This window comes from Paenibacillus shenyangensis (genome assembly GCF_000346635.1).
Lineage (GTDB): Bacteria > Bacillota > Bacilli > Paenibacillales > Paenibacillaceae > Saccharibacillus > Saccharibacillus dauci.
The window spans coordinates 288,541-303,982 of the sequence record NZ_AOIG01000003.1 but is presented as its reverse complement, the minus strand read 5'-3'; the positions used below and the strand labels follow the sequence as shown (position 1 = coordinate 303,982).

15 protein-coding genes are annotated in these 15,442 nt (G+C 46.4%); 11 read left to right on the top strand and 4 right to left on the bottom strand.

The genetic code is table 11. The features are described from left to right. Nucleotides 1-34: 34 nt before the first annotated feature. A complete protein-coding gene (locus H065_RS0102810; protein ID WP_017811494.1) occupies nucleotides 35-958 on the bottom strand; it encodes a TIGR01777 family oxidoreductase in 924 nt (307 codons plus the stop codon). Between the two features lie 420 nt (nucleotides 959-1,378). On the opposite strand from H065_RS0102810, the gene H065_RS0102805 reads away from it, so the two are divergent. From H065_RS0102805 to H065_RS0102790, 4 genes are all read left to right on the top strand, one after another. Beyond that, nucleotides 1,379-2,497, top strand: a complete 1,119-nt coding sequence (locus H065_RS0102805) for a deoxyribonuclease IV (protein ID WP_017811493.1) — start codon at nucleotides 1,379-1,381, stop codon at nucleotides 2,495-2,497. A gap of 564 nt (nucleotides 2,498-3,061) precedes the next feature. Next, nucleotides 3,062-3,958, top strand: a complete 897-nt coding sequence (gene purU / locus H065_RS0102800; protein ID WP_017811492.1) for a formyltetrahydrofolate deformylase — start codon at nucleotides 3,062-3,064, stop codon at nucleotides 3,956-3,958. A 218-nt stretch (nucleotides 3,959-4,176) separates the two neighbouring features. Beyond that, complete coding sequence (locus H065_RS0102795; protein ID WP_017811491.1) at nucleotides 4,177-4,446, top strand: hypothetical protein; 270 nt, start codon at nucleotides 4,177-4,179, stop codon at nucleotides 4,444-4,446. A gap of 108 nt (nucleotides 4,447-4,554) precedes the next feature. Continuing rightward, on the top strand, nucleotides 4,555-4,839 hold the full coding sequence (locus H065_RS0102790; RefSeq protein WP_017811490.1) for a hypothetical protein: 285 nt from the start codon (nucleotides 4,555-4,557) through the stop codon (nucleotides 4,837-4,839). A 156-nt stretch (nucleotides 4,840-4,995) separates the two neighbouring features. On the opposite strand, the gene H065_RS0102785 is transcribed toward H065_RS0102790, so the two are convergent. After that, nucleotides 4,996-5,430, bottom strand: a complete 435-nt coding sequence (locus H065_RS0102785; protein ID WP_017811489.1) for a hypothetical protein — start codon at nucleotides 5,428-5,430, stop codon at nucleotides 4,996-4,998. A gap of 231 nt (nucleotides 5,431-5,661) precedes the next feature. Between H065_RS0102785 and tkt the strand changes: the two genes are divergently transcribed. Both tkt and ppnP read left to right on the top strand, forming a co-directional pair. After that, entirely contained in the window at nucleotides 5,662-7,719 is a 2,058-nt protein-coding gene (tkt, locus tag H065_RS0102780; protein ID WP_017811488.1) for a transketolase, read from the top strand. A gap of 138 nt (nucleotides 7,720-7,857) precedes the next feature. Beyond that, nucleotides 7,858-8,169: a pyrimidine/purine nucleoside phosphorylase gene (gene ppnP / locus H065_RS0102775; protein ID WP_017811487.1), complete on the top strand. Its 312-nt coding sequence runs from the start codon at nucleotides 7,858-7,860 to the stop codon at nucleotides 8,167-8,169. A 370-nt stretch (nucleotides 8,170-8,539) separates the two neighbouring features. Here ppnP and H065_RS0102770 read toward each other — a convergent pair whose 3' ends face one another. Then, nucleotides 8,540-9,436 (bottom strand): NAD(P)-dependent oxidoreductase, encoded by an 897-nt coding sequence (locus tag H065_RS0102770; protein ID WP_017811486.1) that lies wholly within the window; start codon nucleotides 9,434-9,436, stop codon nucleotides 8,540-8,542. A 337-nt stretch (nucleotides 9,437-9,773) separates the two neighbouring features. Here H065_RS0102770 and H065_RS0102765 point away from each other — a divergent pair, with 337 nt between their 5' ends. The 3 genes from H065_RS0102765 to H065_RS0102755 all read left to right on the top strand — a co-directional run bounded on the left by H065_RS0102765 (nucleotide 9,774) and on the right by H065_RS0102755 (nucleotide 12,745). Then, nucleotides 9,774-11,129 (top strand): glucose-6-phosphate isomerase, encoded by a 1,356-nt coding sequence (locus H065_RS0102765; protein ID WP_017811485.1) that lies wholly within the window; start codon nucleotides 9,774-9,776, stop codon nucleotides 11,127-11,129. Nucleotides 11,130-11,408: 279 nt separating this feature from the next. Beyond that, complete coding sequence (locus tag H065_RS0102760) at nucleotides 11,409-12,059, top strand: YigZ family protein (protein ID WP_017811484.1); 651 nt, start codon at nucleotides 11,409-11,411, stop codon at nucleotides 12,057-12,059. Nucleotides 12,060-12,163: 104 nt separating this feature from the next. Then, a complete protein-coding gene (locus H065_RS0102755; RefSeq protein WP_017811483.1) occupies nucleotides 12,164-12,745 on the top strand; it encodes a TetR/AcrR family transcriptional regulator in 582 nt (193 codons plus the stop codon). Nucleotides 12,746-12,977: 232 nt separating this feature from the next. Here the strand turns inward: H065_RS0102755 and H065_RS0102750 are convergent, their stop codons facing one another. Beyond that, a complete protein-coding gene (locus tag H065_RS0102750; RefSeq protein WP_017811482.1) occupies nucleotides 12,978-13,379 on the bottom strand; it encodes a secondary thiamine-phosphate synthase enzyme YjbQ in 402 nt (133 codons plus the stop codon). Nucleotides 13,380-13,829: 450 nt separating this feature from the next. On the opposite strand from H065_RS0102750, the gene cysT reads away from it, so the two are divergent. Both cysT and H065_RS0102740 read left to right on the top strand, forming a co-directional pair. Beyond that, the gene (gene cysT, locus H065_RS0102745) at nucleotides 13,830-14,645 is read left to right on the top strand and encodes a sulfate ABC transporter permease subunit CysT (protein ID WP_017811481.1); all 816 of its coding nucleotides are present in this window, start codon (nucleotides 13,830-13,832) and stop codon (nucleotides 14,643-14,645) included. Continuing rightward, nucleotides 14,645-15,442, top strand: a complete 798-nt coding sequence (locus H065_RS0102740; protein ID WP_017811480.1) for a sulfate ABC transporter permease subunit — start codon at nucleotides 14,645-14,647, stop codon at nucleotides 15,440-15,442. Before cysT ends, H065_RS0102740 begins: the two co-directional genes overlap by 1 nt.

The window sequence follows — 15,442 nt, the reverse complement described above, 5'->3', positions numbered from 1 at the left end:
ACTCTATCTGCATCTTAATAAAGGCGTCGGATAGTCAGGCATGTGAAGGTTCCGAGCTTTTCTTTCCTTCCAGATCGGCAATTGCTGATTCGATAGTCGGGAATTTATAAGTAAAACCGTGATCCAGCGCTTTCTGGGGAATGACACGCTGTCCCTGCAGCAGAACGACTGACAATTCACCCAGAACCGGCTTAATCAGCAGAGATGGTACATGGAACCAATGTGGACGATGCAGTACTTTACTTAGTGCAGTACCAAGTTCGGCATAACGTACCGGTCCTGGACAAGAAGCATTGACCGGTCCATTGACTTCTTTGTTCATCACACAGAAGTCGATCAGTCTCACCATGTCATCGATATGAATCCAGGATACCCACTGCTTACCGGAGCCGATCTTGCCACCTGCATACATACGATACGGCAGCGTCATCAGAGGGTATACACCCGCGTCTTTGCCAAATACCAGACTGACCCGTAGCTTGATCAAGCGTACATCCTTGATACTATCGGCTACAGCTTCCCATTGTTCCGCCAGGCTGGAAGGGAAGTTCATCGTTCTCCGTTCACTGCTTTCGTCAAATGTCTCTTCCTGGGAAGTACCATATACAGCCATGGCACTGGCCTGCACAACGACTTCCGGTTTGCGCTCCAGCTGTTCCAGTGTTTTGGATACAATATTAACCGTACGCATACGCGATTCCACCAGCTCCAGCTTGGTCTTGGTACTCCAGCGTTGATTGAGCGATTCGCCTGCCAGATTAACGATGGCATCTACACCTTCCAGCTGCTTGGGATTCTGCTCCATATCTTCCCAGGTAATGTATTTGATTGCTGGATCCGTTTTTTTGTCTTTGGTAATTTTGCGTGTGACAATGGTAATCTGATGCCCCTGCTGCTGCCAAAAAGGCACAAGATGACTTCCTACAAATCCGGTACCACCACATACGACAATATTCATAAATGAGCCTCCTCGGTAAAATGATTTACTATTTATATGGATTAAGAAATACAGGGGTAGTCAGTCAATCCGTTGTTGTCATACCCTCTGTTCTTAAATACATCCTGTAATACCTGTTATTCGTACATCTGCTTTCGTCTAAAATACATACCGATTCAGTAAACAGTCACGATAGGATTAGGACAAAAATAAATTCTACTCATTATTAACCATTATCCGTCACTGTGCTCTGCTAAAATAAATCCAGCGTAATTTAAACTTGCTTTTCAACAAGTCTTTCTACATTTTCTGCACATTTCCTCTAGGAGCATTGCGTATCTTAATCAAGTATTCATCGCATCATTCTAGATTAATTTATCCATTCACGTTAAAATAGGTTGGATTCGCGAAGAACAGGCATATTTAAGGGGGAAATTTATCGTGTTGAAAATAGGTTCCCATGTATCATTTTCCAGCAAGGGACTGCTGAGCGCAGCTAATGAAGCGGCTGAATATGGATCAAGCTCATTTATGATATATACCGGTGCACCGCAAAATACGCGCCGCAAACCAATGGATACGATGTTTATCGAAGAAGGCAAAGCCAAAATGGCAGCCAACGGAGTAGAAGAGATCGTCGTGCATGCTCCATACATTATCAATTTGGGCTCTTACAAAGAACATACGTATGAGCTGGCTGTGAACTTTTTGCAGGAAGAGATTAATCGTACCCATGAAATCGGCGTACGCAATATTGTGCTGCATCCGGGAGCATTTACGGATATGGATGCCGAGTATGGAATCAAGCGTATCGCTGCCGGTCTGGAAGAAGTGCTGGCAGGGGTAAAAGAAACCGATGTGAATATTGCGCTGGAGACCATGGCAGGCAAAGGAACCGAAATGGGCCGCAGCTTTGAGGAAATCGCCAAAATCATAGAGCTGGTACCGCATAACGAGAGACTCAAAGTATGTTTTGATACCTGTCACACCCATGATGCAGGATACGATCTGATTAATAATCTGGATGGTGTACTGGAAGATTTCGACCGTATTGTTGGTCTGGATCGTATCACGGTTGTCCATGTCAATGACAGCAAAAACCCGGTGGGCGCAGGTAAAGACCGCCATACACCTATCGGTTCCGGCTGGATCGGTTTTGAAGCTCTGAATCGTCTGGTCAATCATGAGCAGCTGCAGGGTCGTCCATTTATCCTGGAAACTCCCTGGATCGGTAAAGATGCCAAAAAGCAGCGTCCTATGTATGAAGTAGAAATTGCACTGCTGCGCGGTGATTTGTCCGGACGTTTTGGCAGCGGATTTGTAGAAGATGTAGAGAAGATGCATCATTTCTTCGAGGGTCAGAATATTGAAGCACGCTCTTATGTATTGGATACCTGGGCTGTACTCAAAAACGATGCAAAAGCCCGCAAAGCCGATCCACGTGAGCCATTGGAGCGCATGTACGATCTGATTACAGCAAATGGACTGTTTGGAGAAATGAGCGAAGAGCAGATTAATCTGCGACTGATCGCTTTTCTGGCAGGTAAGCAGGTTCTGTAAATCACTATTTGGCAGAACCTATTTTACAGAGTCCTAAAGCAGCAGGTCGGAATGAAGAGTCATAATAAAAGCTGAAATTCAGAACAAAAGTATATGCAGGATACAAATCCGGTATACAATAAGTCAAAATCAAAAGAATCAAAACCAATAATTAACTCCCTGGGAAACAAAATGAGGTTGGAATCATTTGTTTCCCAGGGGTTATTTGCGTTATGCAGTAATATATTCAGACAGCTACTTTTCTTGATGAAACCTTATTTTCTATCCAGAATACCCTATGAATGGATTTTACATACAACCTTGTCACAGCATCATTACTAATGAAATAAATTCCGCTGCATGCTGTTGATCCCTTTAATAAATAGCACCAGAATAAATTTGTTTACTTTCCAGCCTGGATCACATAAATTGTAATATAAGATATTTTGGAATATCCGAAAATTAAAAAAAACAGGCTATGGTCCGCGGGATACTTTATCGTGGGGAAGCTGTAAAGTCGGGATGTGTTTTTCTGTAGAAAAATCACAGTCCTGTGCTGTTATTCAGAAGGAGGAAATCCATAACATGGAAGTACATGTAAAGCAAAATCAATCAGTGCGCGAACAGCAGGATAATCGTGCACGCATGCTGATCTCCTGTCCGGATGGACCGGGAATCGTATCGGCGGTATCGCGTTTTCTATTCGAGCATGGAGCGAATATTGTGCAGTCTGATCAGTATACAATGGACCCTGACGGCGGCATGTTCTTTATGCGTATCGAATTTGATCTGCCGGAGCTGGCTGTTAATCTGACTGGTGTAAAGCAGGATTTCGAAGAGATTGCCGAACGTTTTCAGATGAAATGGGTGATCAATGAAGTCAGCCGCAAAAAGAAGCTGGCTATCTTCGTATCCAAGGAAGATCATTGTCTGGTTGAGCTGCTCTGGCACTGGCAGGCAGGCGATCTGGACGCAGATATTGCCATGGTGATCAGTAACCATAATGATATGCGTAACTATGTGGAATCTTTTGGCATTCCATTCCATCATATCCCGGTCACAGCAGATACCAAACAGGAAGCCGAGCGTCGTCAACTCGAAGTCATTGGTTCAGATATTGATCTGATTGTACTGGCCCGTTATATGCAGATCATTTCGCCCACCTTTATCGAGCATTACCGTAACCGGATCATCAATATTCATCATTCGTTCCTGCCAGCCTTTGTCGGCGGCAAGCCGTATGCCCAGGCATACAATCGTGGAGTGAAAATTATCGGTGCTACGGCTCACTATGTAACCGAAGAATTGGATGGTGGTCCGATTATTGAACAGGATGTGCAGCGTGTCAGCCATCGCGATAATGTAAATGAACTGAAACGTATAGGGCGTACAATTGAACGTGTCGTATTGGCACGTGCAGTGCAGTGGCATACAGAAGATCGTATTCTGGTGCATCAGAACAAGACGGTAGTATTTAACTGAAGCAGTGATTTATTTCGAAATATGCCAATGCAGAAGATAAATAGTGATGAAGCCATCCTTATGTCGAGGGTGGCTTTTTATTTTGGAAATCAGGTTCTATCTCAAAGTAGTTATATACAGAAATACCAGGATACAAACAATCAAATCATTAAATTTACTATTATGGAATAATATGGTATATTGTATGCGTAATCATCATTATTAAAGGAGAGGATATAATGAAAATTACTAACATTGCTGTAGGTTCGCTATTGTCCATGGCTTTATTGGCAGGAGGAGTCTCTGGATTGGCTGCTCCAGTTTCTGCAGCAGTCTCTTCATCTCCAGCTGTCAGTACTCCATCAGCCAGTAAATATGTGACAGTTCGTTTATCAACCAACCCCGGTCCGACTTATTATTATAACCAAGGGGGCTACTCGGGCACATTGTCTTACATTGCACAGGATAGCAGCGGTTATATCTTTGGCGGTTATGTATATTCTAATTAAGTTATACGTGCTTGAACTATAGTATGGGAAGAATACTTATGTTAAACCGGCCAAGAAATGAAGCAATAAGCGAGCTTTTCACTACAGGCAACCAAAGGAGAAATTGTAATGAAAATAGCTAAAATAGCTGCTGCTTCTGTACTTACTGCAGCGTTAATGTCAGGAGCATCTTCTGTATTTGCTTCATCACCGGTATCGGTATCTGCTGACTCGCCAGCCATTACGATGACTGACCAATCTAAGCCAGGCAGTAAGTATGTCACATTACGTTTTAATAGCGATCAAGGACCAACCTATGCGTATAGCGATGCAGAAGGATATGTAGGTACACTCAGATTTGTGGAACGTAGTGGAGTAGGATTTATTTATGCGGGAAATGTATTTTTTCAATAATCATTAGTGTATCAAAAACTCCTTCCTTGGCTGGAGCATCATCGCCTGAGTAAAAAGGCATGAGTATCCTGCATAAAGAAGGAGTTTTTGTTCTGCTTTCTTAACGCGCCGTTAATATTGATATGTTACGGTAGTTGGATATGATGGCAATGAATATCATGTTGCAGCCGACCTACGGCGCAGATAGCAATAACCGAATATCCCCAGTACAATCCCATATAGTACATGTCCGGCCAGCCAGTACATATAAGCGATCATATCATTCACCGGCGGTACCCGGTCAGACAGCAATGCCAACGGGAAAAATAACAGGGACGAAGCAGCACCGATCAGTAGCCCACTGATCCATGGATGAGCCCAGCGGGTTATCCATATTCTATAAAGGCAGCCGAGCACAATGGCTACAGCCAAATGCAGGCTGAATTCCAGCGCTTCAGGCAGACGATCCGGCAGTGCGGGAACAAAATCAATATTCAGCAGCATCGTATATACCCCCGAACCGGTCAATTGCTGAATCCATTTCAAAAAAAATCCCAGCACCATCCCGCTGACAAGACCTGCAACAATCCCTTGCAGCATATATCTTTTCAAAATGTCGTCCTCCTCTTTTAGTGGATAGGATATTGGGTATAAATACAAAGGAGTGAAATAACGATATGGTAAACTGCCGAGACAAGTGTTACAATGGACGAAGGGTTAATAAGTCAAATTGAAAGACTCAACAAGAATCATTTCATTTGAGACCATTGCATAGATGAACTTGTATCAGATGAAATAGGGTCTGAGCACCTCGCTTTACCAAGAAGAATGAGGAGGATTAACATGACTGACAAGAAACAAGAGCAAGAACAAAGCATTAGCCAATCCGGCAACTCCAACGTGGACAATCTTGCGATCTCCACGATCCGTACACTCTCGATCGATGCGATCGAAAAAGCAAACTCTGGACATCCAGGTATGCCAATGGGCTCCGCACCAATGGGCTACCAGCTGTTCGCTAAAACAATGACACACAACCCGGCTAACCCTACATGGGTAAACCGTGATCGTTTTGTACTGTCTGCAGGTCATGGCTCTATGCTATTGTACAGCTTGCTGCACCTGTCCGGCTACGGTCTGGAAATGGATGAAATCAAACAATTCCGTCAATGGGGAAGTAAAACTCCAGGTCACCCTGAGTATGGTCACACTGCTGGTGTTGACGCTACAACAGGTCCTCTGGGTCAAGGTGTAGCCATGGCAGTAGGTATGGCGCTGGCTGAATCCCACCTGGCGGCAACTTATAATAAAGGCAACGCTAACGTAGTCGACCATTTCACTTATGCAATCTGTGGCGATGGCGACATGATGGAAGGCGTAGCAAGTGAAGCAGCTTCCATGGCTGGTCACATGAAACTGGGCAAACTGATCATGATGTACGATTCCAACGATATTACGCTGGATGGTAAAGCAGGTCTGTCCTTCTCCGAAAACGTAGAAGACCGTTTCAAAGCTTACGGCTGGCAAGTACTGCGCGTAGAAGACGGTAACGATCTGACTGCACTCGCAGCAGCACTGGAAGAAGCAAAATCCGATACTTCCCGTCCAACACTGATCGAAGTGAAAACAGTGATCGGTTACGGTAGCCCGAACAAACAGGGTATCGGCGGCCACGGTGGTACACACGGTTCTCCACTGGGTTCTGCAGAAGCCAAACTGACCAAAGAATTCTACGAGTGGACATACGAAGAAGATTTCTATGTACCGGATGAAGTTCGTGAATACTTTGCAAAAGTTAAAGAGCGTGGCGTTGAAGCCAACAAAGCATGGGACGAAATGTTTGCTGAATACAAAAAAGCAAACCCTGAGCTGGCTGCACAATTTGAATCGGCATTCTCCGGTAACCTGGCTGATGGCTGGGACAAAGAACTGCCATTCTACGGCACTGAAGACAAAGCAGTATCCACACGTGTTGCTTCCGGTAACGCTCTGAACGGTCTGATCAATGGTGTACCTCAACTGGCCGGCGGTTCTGCTGACCTGGAGAGCTCCACAATGACTCACCTGAAAGGCCTGGAAAACTTCACACCTGAAACACGCGATGGCCGTAACATCTACTTTGGTGTACGTGAATTCGCAATGGCAGGCGCAATGAACGGTATTGCACTGCACGGCGGTATCAAAGTATTCGGCGGTACGTTCTTCGTATTTACCGATTACCTGCGTCCGGCAGTACGTCTTGCTGCCCTGATGGGTCTGCCTGTAACATATGTACTGACTCACGACAGTATCGCTGTTGGTGAAGATGGTCCTACACATGAACCAATCGAACAACTGGCTTCCCTGCGCATCATTCCAGGTCTGACTACAATCCGTCCTGCGGATGGTAACGAGACATCTGCTGCATGGGCTCATGCTATGGAAAATAAAGGTGGTCCAATTGCGCTGGTACTGACTCGTCAAAACCTGCCAATCCTGCCTGGTACAGTAGAAGGCGTACGCGAAAACATCAAAAAAGGTGCTTACGTTGTATCCGACGCTAAAGGCGGACAACCAGCAGTACAAATCATCGCAACAGGTTCCGAAGTGCAGCTGGCTGTTAAAGCTCAAGAAGCACTAGCAGCTGAAGGCATCGAAGTACGCGTTGTCAGCATGCCAAGCTGGGAACTGTTCGAAAAACAAGATCAAGCTTACAGAGATTCTGTTATCCTGCCAGATGTTAAAGCTCGTCTTGCTATCGAGATGGCTCAAACATTCGGTTGGGAACGTTATGTTGGCGACAAGGGCGCAATCCTGGGTATCACTACCTTTGGTGCTTCCGCTCCTGGCGACCGCGTAATGGCCGAATACGGATTCACTGTAGATAACGTGGTACAAAAAGTTAAAGGACTGCTGTCCTAATATCGTTTAACCTTAAAAGGTGCAGAAGTGGCCCAGCGCCACTCTGCGCTTTTTTCTAATCCATATTGCAGCATCGTTTGTGGCAAGGCGGGGATACCCGGTATTTTCCATTTGATCATAGGGGAGCGGTATAAGCGGATGAGTCAATTTGAACAGGTTACAGTAATCAAGGAAGCCAATATTTACTATGAAGGCAAGGTGACGAGCAGAACAGTTTTGCTGCCGGATGGCAGTAAAGTCACGCTGGGTATCATGATGCCGGGCAGCTATGAATTTGGAACCGATCAGCATGAGACGATGGAGATTCTGTCCGGTCAGCTGTCGGTTCAGCTGCCAGGTTCAGAAGAATGGCTGCATATTGATGGACAGTCTACCTTCGAAGTACCTGCCAATACCAGATTCAAGCTGGAAATCAAAACGGTGACCGATTACTGCTGCTCGTACTCCTGATTCGTTGAGCTCAACAGCAAAGGGCTGCAGAGGAGTACTTTATTGAAGATGACTGCAGGAAGATCGGTATTCAAGCAACACAAAAAGCAGAGTCACCATACAAAGTGCACGCATGTGCGTTTGCTTGATGATTCTGCTGAATGGTTGCTGTGGCTTGATTCGTGCTGCCTGCTGTAATGGCATATGAGAGGTGACAGCGTCTATGCTGTATCTCATTGGCGTCGATGTCTTCAGGCTTTATAGTAAAGTATATTTGTGCCATGCCATCGCGGTATATTCCAGCAGAGGGCTGTGCAGAGAAAGCGATCTTCGGATCAGCATCTATCTGCCTGGTCGAATCCGGAGGAATATACAACGTGCATGAACAAGATTACAGAGACTTGCCGTTGATCGTCTGACCGATCCATTCTTCGTAGCATCTGGCGATAACGGATAGATCATCATCACCGTATCCTTTGGACTGACCCGTCTGGAACAGGCTTTTGGCCAGATTCAGCATGGGAGAAGGAACACCGTTCTTGTCATTAAGTGCCGAGGCGAGCTTGAGATCCTTGAGCATCAATGCGAGAGAAAACTGGTTGCTATAGTCGCCGTCGATGATTTTCTGGCCTTTCAGTTCAATCGTGCGGCTGTTGGCAGCACCATTGCGGATCAACTGCAGAAATGCGGAAGGGTCGATGCCGCCTTTGGAGGCGATAGCGAATCCTTCAGCCAGTGCTACAGTATGAATGCCGACCATTGTATTATGGGCGAGCTTGGCAGTAGCGCCGCTTCCGTTCGGTCCCATTGGAATAACGAGTCGTCCCAGTGTATCGAATACGTCCTGATGAGTGTCTATCGCTTCGGGATTGCCGCCTACCATGAATACCAGCGTGCCATCGATCGCTGCAGGCTTGCTGCCGGTTACTGGCGCATCCAGATAGATGCCGCCGCGTGCATGAACATCGGCAGCGATTTCTAGAGCCAGTGGCGGAGAGACCGTGCTGCAATCCATGACCGTCAATCCTTGCTGCACGGCAGCAATAATACCATTTTCACCTTGATACACTTCATAAATGGAAGCATCATCGCTAACAATGGTGATCACCATATCCTGTCCTTCGGCAGCTTCGCGCGGCGTATGTACCTGCCGTGCACCCTGCTGAACAAGGGATTCCGCCTTGGCTGCGGTACGGTTATAGACCGTCAGTTCGAAGCCTTTTTTTATCAGGTTTTCTGCCATTGGCAAACCCATGGTACCCAGACCGATAAATCCGATTTTTTTCATAGCATAGTTCCTCCGTCTCTTTATGTAATCCAAAGTATGCCTGTTCTGCCAGTTGCCGGGATGCTTGCAATACGGCAATCATCCGGTCATACTTAAAGCAGAAGTGGCCTGACCCGTTAAGTGTAGCATGATCGACAGCCGAGTGGGTATAGGCAGGCGATGGATCGTATCTAGAGAATTGCTGAGGATTCATTTGCTGTCAAAGGTGTCATCCGGTATTCGGTCAGGGTACATATTCAGGTAGGCCATATAGGGCAGAACACAGCATCATGCAGCAAACCGATCCTCTCAAGGGTCGGAGTATGCAAATAATTTATTTTGGGAGGGTAACAATATTATGTCTAAAAAAGTGAAATTTGATTACAGCAAAGCTCTTTCTTTTGTCGCTCAACATGAAGTGGATTATTTTGCAGAGCCGATTCGTCTGGCTCACGAACAACTGCACAATGGTACTGGCGCAGGCTCCGACTATCTGGGCTGGATCGACCTGCCTACGAATTATGACAAAGAAGAATTCGCACGCATCCAAAAATCGGCTGCTAAAATTCAGAGCGACTCCGAAGTACTGATCGTTATCGGTATCGGCGGTTCTTATCTGGGCGCACGCGCAGCGATCGAGATGCTGACGCATTCCTTCTATAATGTACTGCCAAAAGACAAACGCAAAACACCGGAGATCTACTTTGCCGGTAACAATATCAGCTCTACTTATGTAAATCATCTGTTGCAGGCTATCGAAGGCAAAGACTTCTCCGTAAACGTAATCTCCAAATCCGGTACAACAACAGAGCCGGCTATTGCTTTCCGTATTTTCCGTGCGGAACTGGAGAAAAAATACGGTAAAGAAGAAGCTCGCAAACGCATTTACGCTACGACTGACCGTGCCAAAGGCGCACTGAAAACACTGGCAGATGCCGAAGGCTACGAAAGCTTCGTTATTCCTGATGATGTTGGTGGACGCTACTCCGTACTGACACCGGTAGGTCTGCTGCCTATCGCAGCAGCTGGTGTAAACATCGAAGAAATGATGCAGGGTGCTGCTGATGCTGCCAAAGAATACAGCAATCCAAATGTTGCCGAGAACGAAAGCTACCAGTATGCAGCAGTTCGTAACGCACTGCACCGCAAAGGTAAAGCGATCGAAATCCTCGTAAACTACGAGCCATCTCTGCACTTCGTATCCGAATGGTGGAAACAGCTGTACGGCGAGAGCGAAGGTAAAGACTTCAAAGGTATCTTCCCGGCAGCTGTTGATTTCTCGACAGATCTGCACTCCATGGGTCAATTCATTCAGGATGGAAGCCGTAACATCTTCGAGACCGTTATTCAGGTAGAAGAAGTTGCCAGCCACATTACGATTGAAGAAGATCCGGAAGATCTGGATGGTCTGAACTTCCTGGCAGGCAAAACACTGGATTTCGTTAACAAAAAAGCATTCCAGGGTACACTGCTGGCACATACTGACGGACAGGTGCCTAACCTGATCGTTAATATTCCGGACCAGACTCCATATTCCTTTGGTTATCTGGTGTACTTCTTCGAAAAAGCTTGCGGTATCAGCGGATACCTCTCCGGCGTGAATCCATTCGACCAAGAAGGCGTAGAAGCTTACAAAAAGAACATGTTCGCGCTGCTGGGTAAACCAGGCTTTGAAAAGCAAAAAGCGGAACTGGAAGCGAGACTTTCCGAGTAATCATAGAAGATTTTGCATAAACCTGTGAGAAGCCGGTTTAAAAGTCTTTTCCAATAAGCTACTTTTGATGTAAAATAGGATAAACTTCATGAAGAAAGCAGTTCTCAGGCAGCAATGCCAGGGAGCTGCTTTCTTGATACCTAAATATATTGTATGATATCTTTAGTAACCTGGAAGGTATTGGTATATATGGAGTAAGATACATTGCTCTAACAGCCAATATAGGGATCAGTGAATACTGCCTGCATATCGGGCAGGTACGGTAAGGAAAGGATCATCATGACAACAGACAAACCTGAACGTTACAAGACAATACAACAAGCTGGGGACAAAGAAATCGTAATCAAAAAATCCCGGTTTATCGGTCACTCCAAACCCGTTGCTACGGAAGAAGAAGCATTGGAGTTTATTGAAAGCATCAAAAAGCAGCATTGGAATGCCACGCACAACTGCTCGGCTTACCTGATCGGATCACGAGGCGAGATCCAGCGCCAATCCGATGATGGGGAACCGAGTGGAACAGCAGGCAAGCCTATTCTGGAGGTGATCAAAAACCAGGGATTGCAGGATATCGTTATTGTTGTGACCCGGTATTTTGGCGGAATCATGCTGGGCGCCGGTGGATTGATCCGTGCCTACACCGACGGAGCCGTGGCTGCGATTGAAGCAGGAGAAGCGATTACACGTGTACTGCATCAGGAAGTAAAGGTTGAGCTGGATTATACCTGGCTTGGCAAAGTGGAAAATGAGCTGCGCAGTCGGGGCATCCGCATGGGTGAGACTGCTTTTACCGATAAGGTTATTCTAAACTGTCTGCCGGTTGCCAGTGAAGCACAGGCATTCCGGGAATGGATGACTGATCTTACGCAGGGACAGTCATTGATCACGACAGGCGAACAGCTTTATTTTACAGAAGAACAAGAGAAATAGAGCAGAACCGGGCGCAATCATGATATGGATCTGTGTGGAATCACAGACACAGCAGCAGGCGCATCTGATCTGACTATGCAAAATGCTTGAAGGGGAATCATACTATGGCACGTAGAGCGGTAGAGCAGGAGTTATCCAGGGAGAGAATTTTAGAGGCTGCCAGACATCTGTTTGTAACAAAGGGGTATCGTGCAATCTCGATGCGTAGTATTGGTCAGCATCTGGGCTACAGCCATGGTTCACTGTATTATCATTTCAAGGAAAAAGCGGAGTTGTTCTACGCGATTGTGATGGAGGACTTTGATCATCTCTGCTATTTGCTGCAGGAAGTCAAGGAAGCGCCGGAGCAGCCGGAATACAACAAGGTAGAGCGCCTGCTGATTGAGTTTATTCGTTTTGGGCTGGATAATGCCCATCAGTACGAGATTATGTTCATGATCCGGGATGAAGAGCTGTTGAGCTATTGTCGTGCCGAACAGGCACGCTGCTTTGAATTGTTCTCGTCGATTGTGCGTCAGCATATGGATATGACCGAGCATACGCTGGAAGCGATGCATACGGTACCGCTGAGTCTGTTTCTGTCGATTCACGGATTCATTTCCTACTATATTCAGGATCGTGTTACTTATGATGAGATCCGGCCCGCAGCGATTGCCCATGTCAAAACGCTCTGCCGGGTATTATAAGAGGAAACCGCTGATGAAAGTTATAATCCGAACCGGGGGCAGCATGTTAAGAGGGGCATTCCTCTATCTCCATACTTTAAGGCTTTGCCCTGTCAAAACGTTGAATCCCTATAGTGAATTGGCAATGATAACACCTGCCGACAATCAGATACAACCAGAACATAAAAGGCGACTGATCCGCATCATGTATGCAGAGCAGTCGCCTTTTGTATGCTGCTGTATCCTATTCAGGTTATCCCTGCATAATCTTGATCATATATTCCCGCTGGCGCGGACCATCAAATTCGCAGAAATAAATACCCTGCCAACGTCCGAGCAACAGTCTGCCATCCTGAATAATAATGGTCTGGGAAGGACCTGTAGTAATCGACTTGAGATGGGAAGCCGTATTGCCTTCCATATGGCGGTATTTGGGGTGCTCCCAGGGATAGACTTCATCTAGACGCATCAATACGTCATGCTTCACATCCGGGTCGGCATTCTCGTTAATGGCGATTCCCGCCGTTGTATGTGGACAATAGACAATGGCTACTCCTTCCTGTACACCACTCTGGTTGACTTTGGAAGAGACCTCTCTTGTAATATCCCTCATTTCATCACGTTTGCTGGTAGAAATCTGCATCGTATACAACATCGATATCCCTCTTTTCCTACTTTTTTTCAAGATGAGTCTTAGAATGAAGCATTGAGCATAATTTACTTCATTTTAACCTGTATTCAGACTCATTTCTATTCAGATATTACCTCATATAGCTGGGATTAATCGGATACGAACGATAAGGAATATATATATAGAAAGAAAATAAAAGAGCAAAACATAATCCCAACTACTCTTGGAAACTGGGGATAATCCCTTGTAAACAGGCGATTTTACTGCTCCAAGGCAGCTACAGTAAGGTGGAATCCGAACATTCCTGATGACTAGAAATCATTTTGGCAAAAAGTAAACTTCTCATTGACGCTTGAAGCCAGCCTTTGCTAAAGTATGGCTAAGATTTAATACCAAGTATACTAATAGGAAATAACGGTTAAAGCTATGGAAAAGTACAGTGAACCATCGACGTTCAAGTAAAGGAGTATTCCGGTGAATAGTACACTACTGCGACACAAAGGTTGGACATGGGGATTTCGTACGACTGTACTGCTGTATTTTCTGATTTTGATTGTACTGCCGATTGCCGGAGTATATGTGAATTCATTATCGGATGGATGGGCTGCCTTTGTGCAGAATATTGGAGATCCGATCGCCTGGAAAGCAGTACTGCTGACGCTCAAGCTGGCGCTCATCGCTACGCTTATCAATGCACTGGTCGGTACGATGGCAGCATGGGTACTGGTCAGATATGAGTTTCCCGGTAAATCGCTGCTGAACAGTATTGTCGATCTGCCATTCGCTCTGCCTACGGCTGTCGGTGGACTGATGATTCTAGTATTGCTGGGACCGAATAGCATTGTAGGAAAAGCAGCAGCCTCGGTAGGGCTGGATCTGGTATTTCATCAGCCGGCGATTATTGTGGCGATGGTATTTGTAACTTTTCCCTTTGTGATCCGGGCGATTCAGCCGCTGCTGGAAGAAATGGACCGCTCGGCGGAAGAAGCTTCGTATACGCTGGGTGCTTCTCGTACACGTACCTTTTTTAATGTGATTTTGCCAGCGATGGTACCGGGGATTCTCAGTGGGGCGATGCTCGCTTTTTCCCGGGCACTGGCAGAGTTTGGGGCAGTCGTACTGGTGGCAGGTAATATTCCGGGGCGTACACTTACTGCTTCGGTCTATATTTTCGGTGAGGTGGAGAGTGATAATGAAGCTGGTGCTGCGGCCGTATCGATTCTGCTGCTAACGCTGTCCTTTATCATCCTGTGGCTGATCAATCTGGTGCAGACGAGGAGGATGAGCTGATGAGAAGACTATGGATTACTTTGACCTGGCTCGTATTCAGCATTCTGATTCTCATACCGCTCGTTGTACTGACAACCGGAGCATTTGATGAAGGTGGAGAAGGGTTCCTGCAGGCATTGGGACGGCCTGAAGCCATGCATGCTCTGATGATGACCGGCATGATTGTCGTCGTAGTGACGCTGCTTAACGGCATATTCGGCATTATGATGGGCATTTATCTGGTACGTGGCAATTGGCTCAGCCGCAAGCTTCGTCAGCTGTTCAACAGTATCGTGGATCTGCCGTATGCGGTATCGCCGGTAATCGGTGGTCTGATGATTGTTCTGCTGCTTGGGCCCGATACGGTTATTGGTGCTTTTTTTGAGAATATCGGGTTCAAGGTAGTCTATGCATTTCCCGGTATGGTGATCGCTACGCTGTTTGTTACTTTCCCGCTGATGGTCCGGGAAGTTATGCCTGTCCTGCAGGAGATCGGCACAGATCAGGAAGAGGCGGCTTCCACACTTGGAGCTTACAGCTGGAGAACGTTCTGGCAGGTGACCTGGCCGTCTATCCGCTGGGCCGTCATTTACGGGACGATCCTTACGGTCGCTCGTTCGCTGGGAGAATTCGGCGCGGTGTTGGTCGTGTCCGGGAATATTATCAACAAGACCCAGACCGCGACAACACTGGTCTATCAGGATATGGAGAATTTTAATGTAACGGCGGCCAATGGTGTTGCTCTGGTGCTGGCAGTCTTCTCTATCGGTCTGCTGCTGCTGATGGAACGGGCCAAGAAAAGAAAGGAAGTGCTCTGA

Excerpts from the sequence above, each read along its gene's own strand:
- H065_RS0102770 (WP_017811486.1), bottom strand. The coding sequence starts at position 9,436 with ATGAAAAAAATCGGATTTATCGGTCTGGGTACCATGGGTTTGCCAATG.
- H065_RS0102750 (WP_017811482.1), bottom strand. The coding sequence starts at position 13,379 with ATGTTGTATACGATGCAGATTTCTACCAGCAAACGTGATGAAATGAGG.
- H065_RS0102740 (WP_017811480.1), top strand. The coding sequence starts at position 14,645 with ATGAGAAGACTATGGATTACTTTGACCTGGCTCGTATTCAGCATTCTG.
- H065_RS0102760 (WP_017811484.1), top strand. The coding sequence starts at position 11,409 with ATGACAACAGACAAACCTGAACGTTACAAGACAATACAACAAGCTGGG.
- H065_RS0102765 (WP_017811485.1), top strand. The coding sequence starts at position 9,774 with ATGTCTAAAAAAGTGAAATTTGATTACAGCAAAGCTCTTTCTTTTGTC.
- purU (WP_017811492.1), top strand. The coding sequence starts at position 3,062 with ATGGAAGTACATGTAAAGCAAAATCAATCAGTGCGCGAACAGCAGGAT.
- H065_RS0102790 (WP_017811490.1), top strand. The coding sequence starts at position 4,555 with ATGAAAATAGCTAAAATAGCTGCTGCTTCTGTACTTACTGCAGCGTTA.
- H065_RS0102755 (WP_017811483.1), top strand. The coding sequence starts at position 12,164 with ATGGCACGTAGAGCGGTAGAGCAGGAGTTATCCAGGGAGAGAATTTTA.
- ppnP (WP_017811487.1), top strand. The coding sequence starts at position 7,858 with ATGAGTCAATTTGAACAGGTTACAGTAATCAAGGAAGCCAATATTTAC.
- H065_RS0102795 (WP_017811491.1), top strand. The coding sequence starts at position 4,177 with ATGAAAATTACTAACATTGCTGTAGGTTCGCTATTGTCCATGGCTTTA.
- H065_RS0102810 (WP_017811494.1), bottom strand. The coding sequence starts at position 958 with ATGAATATTGTCGTATGTGGTGGTACCGGATTTGTAGGAAGTCATCTT.
- tkt (WP_017811488.1), top strand. The coding sequence starts at position 5,662 with ATGACTGACAAGAAACAAGAGCAAGAACAAAGCATTAGCCAATCCGGC.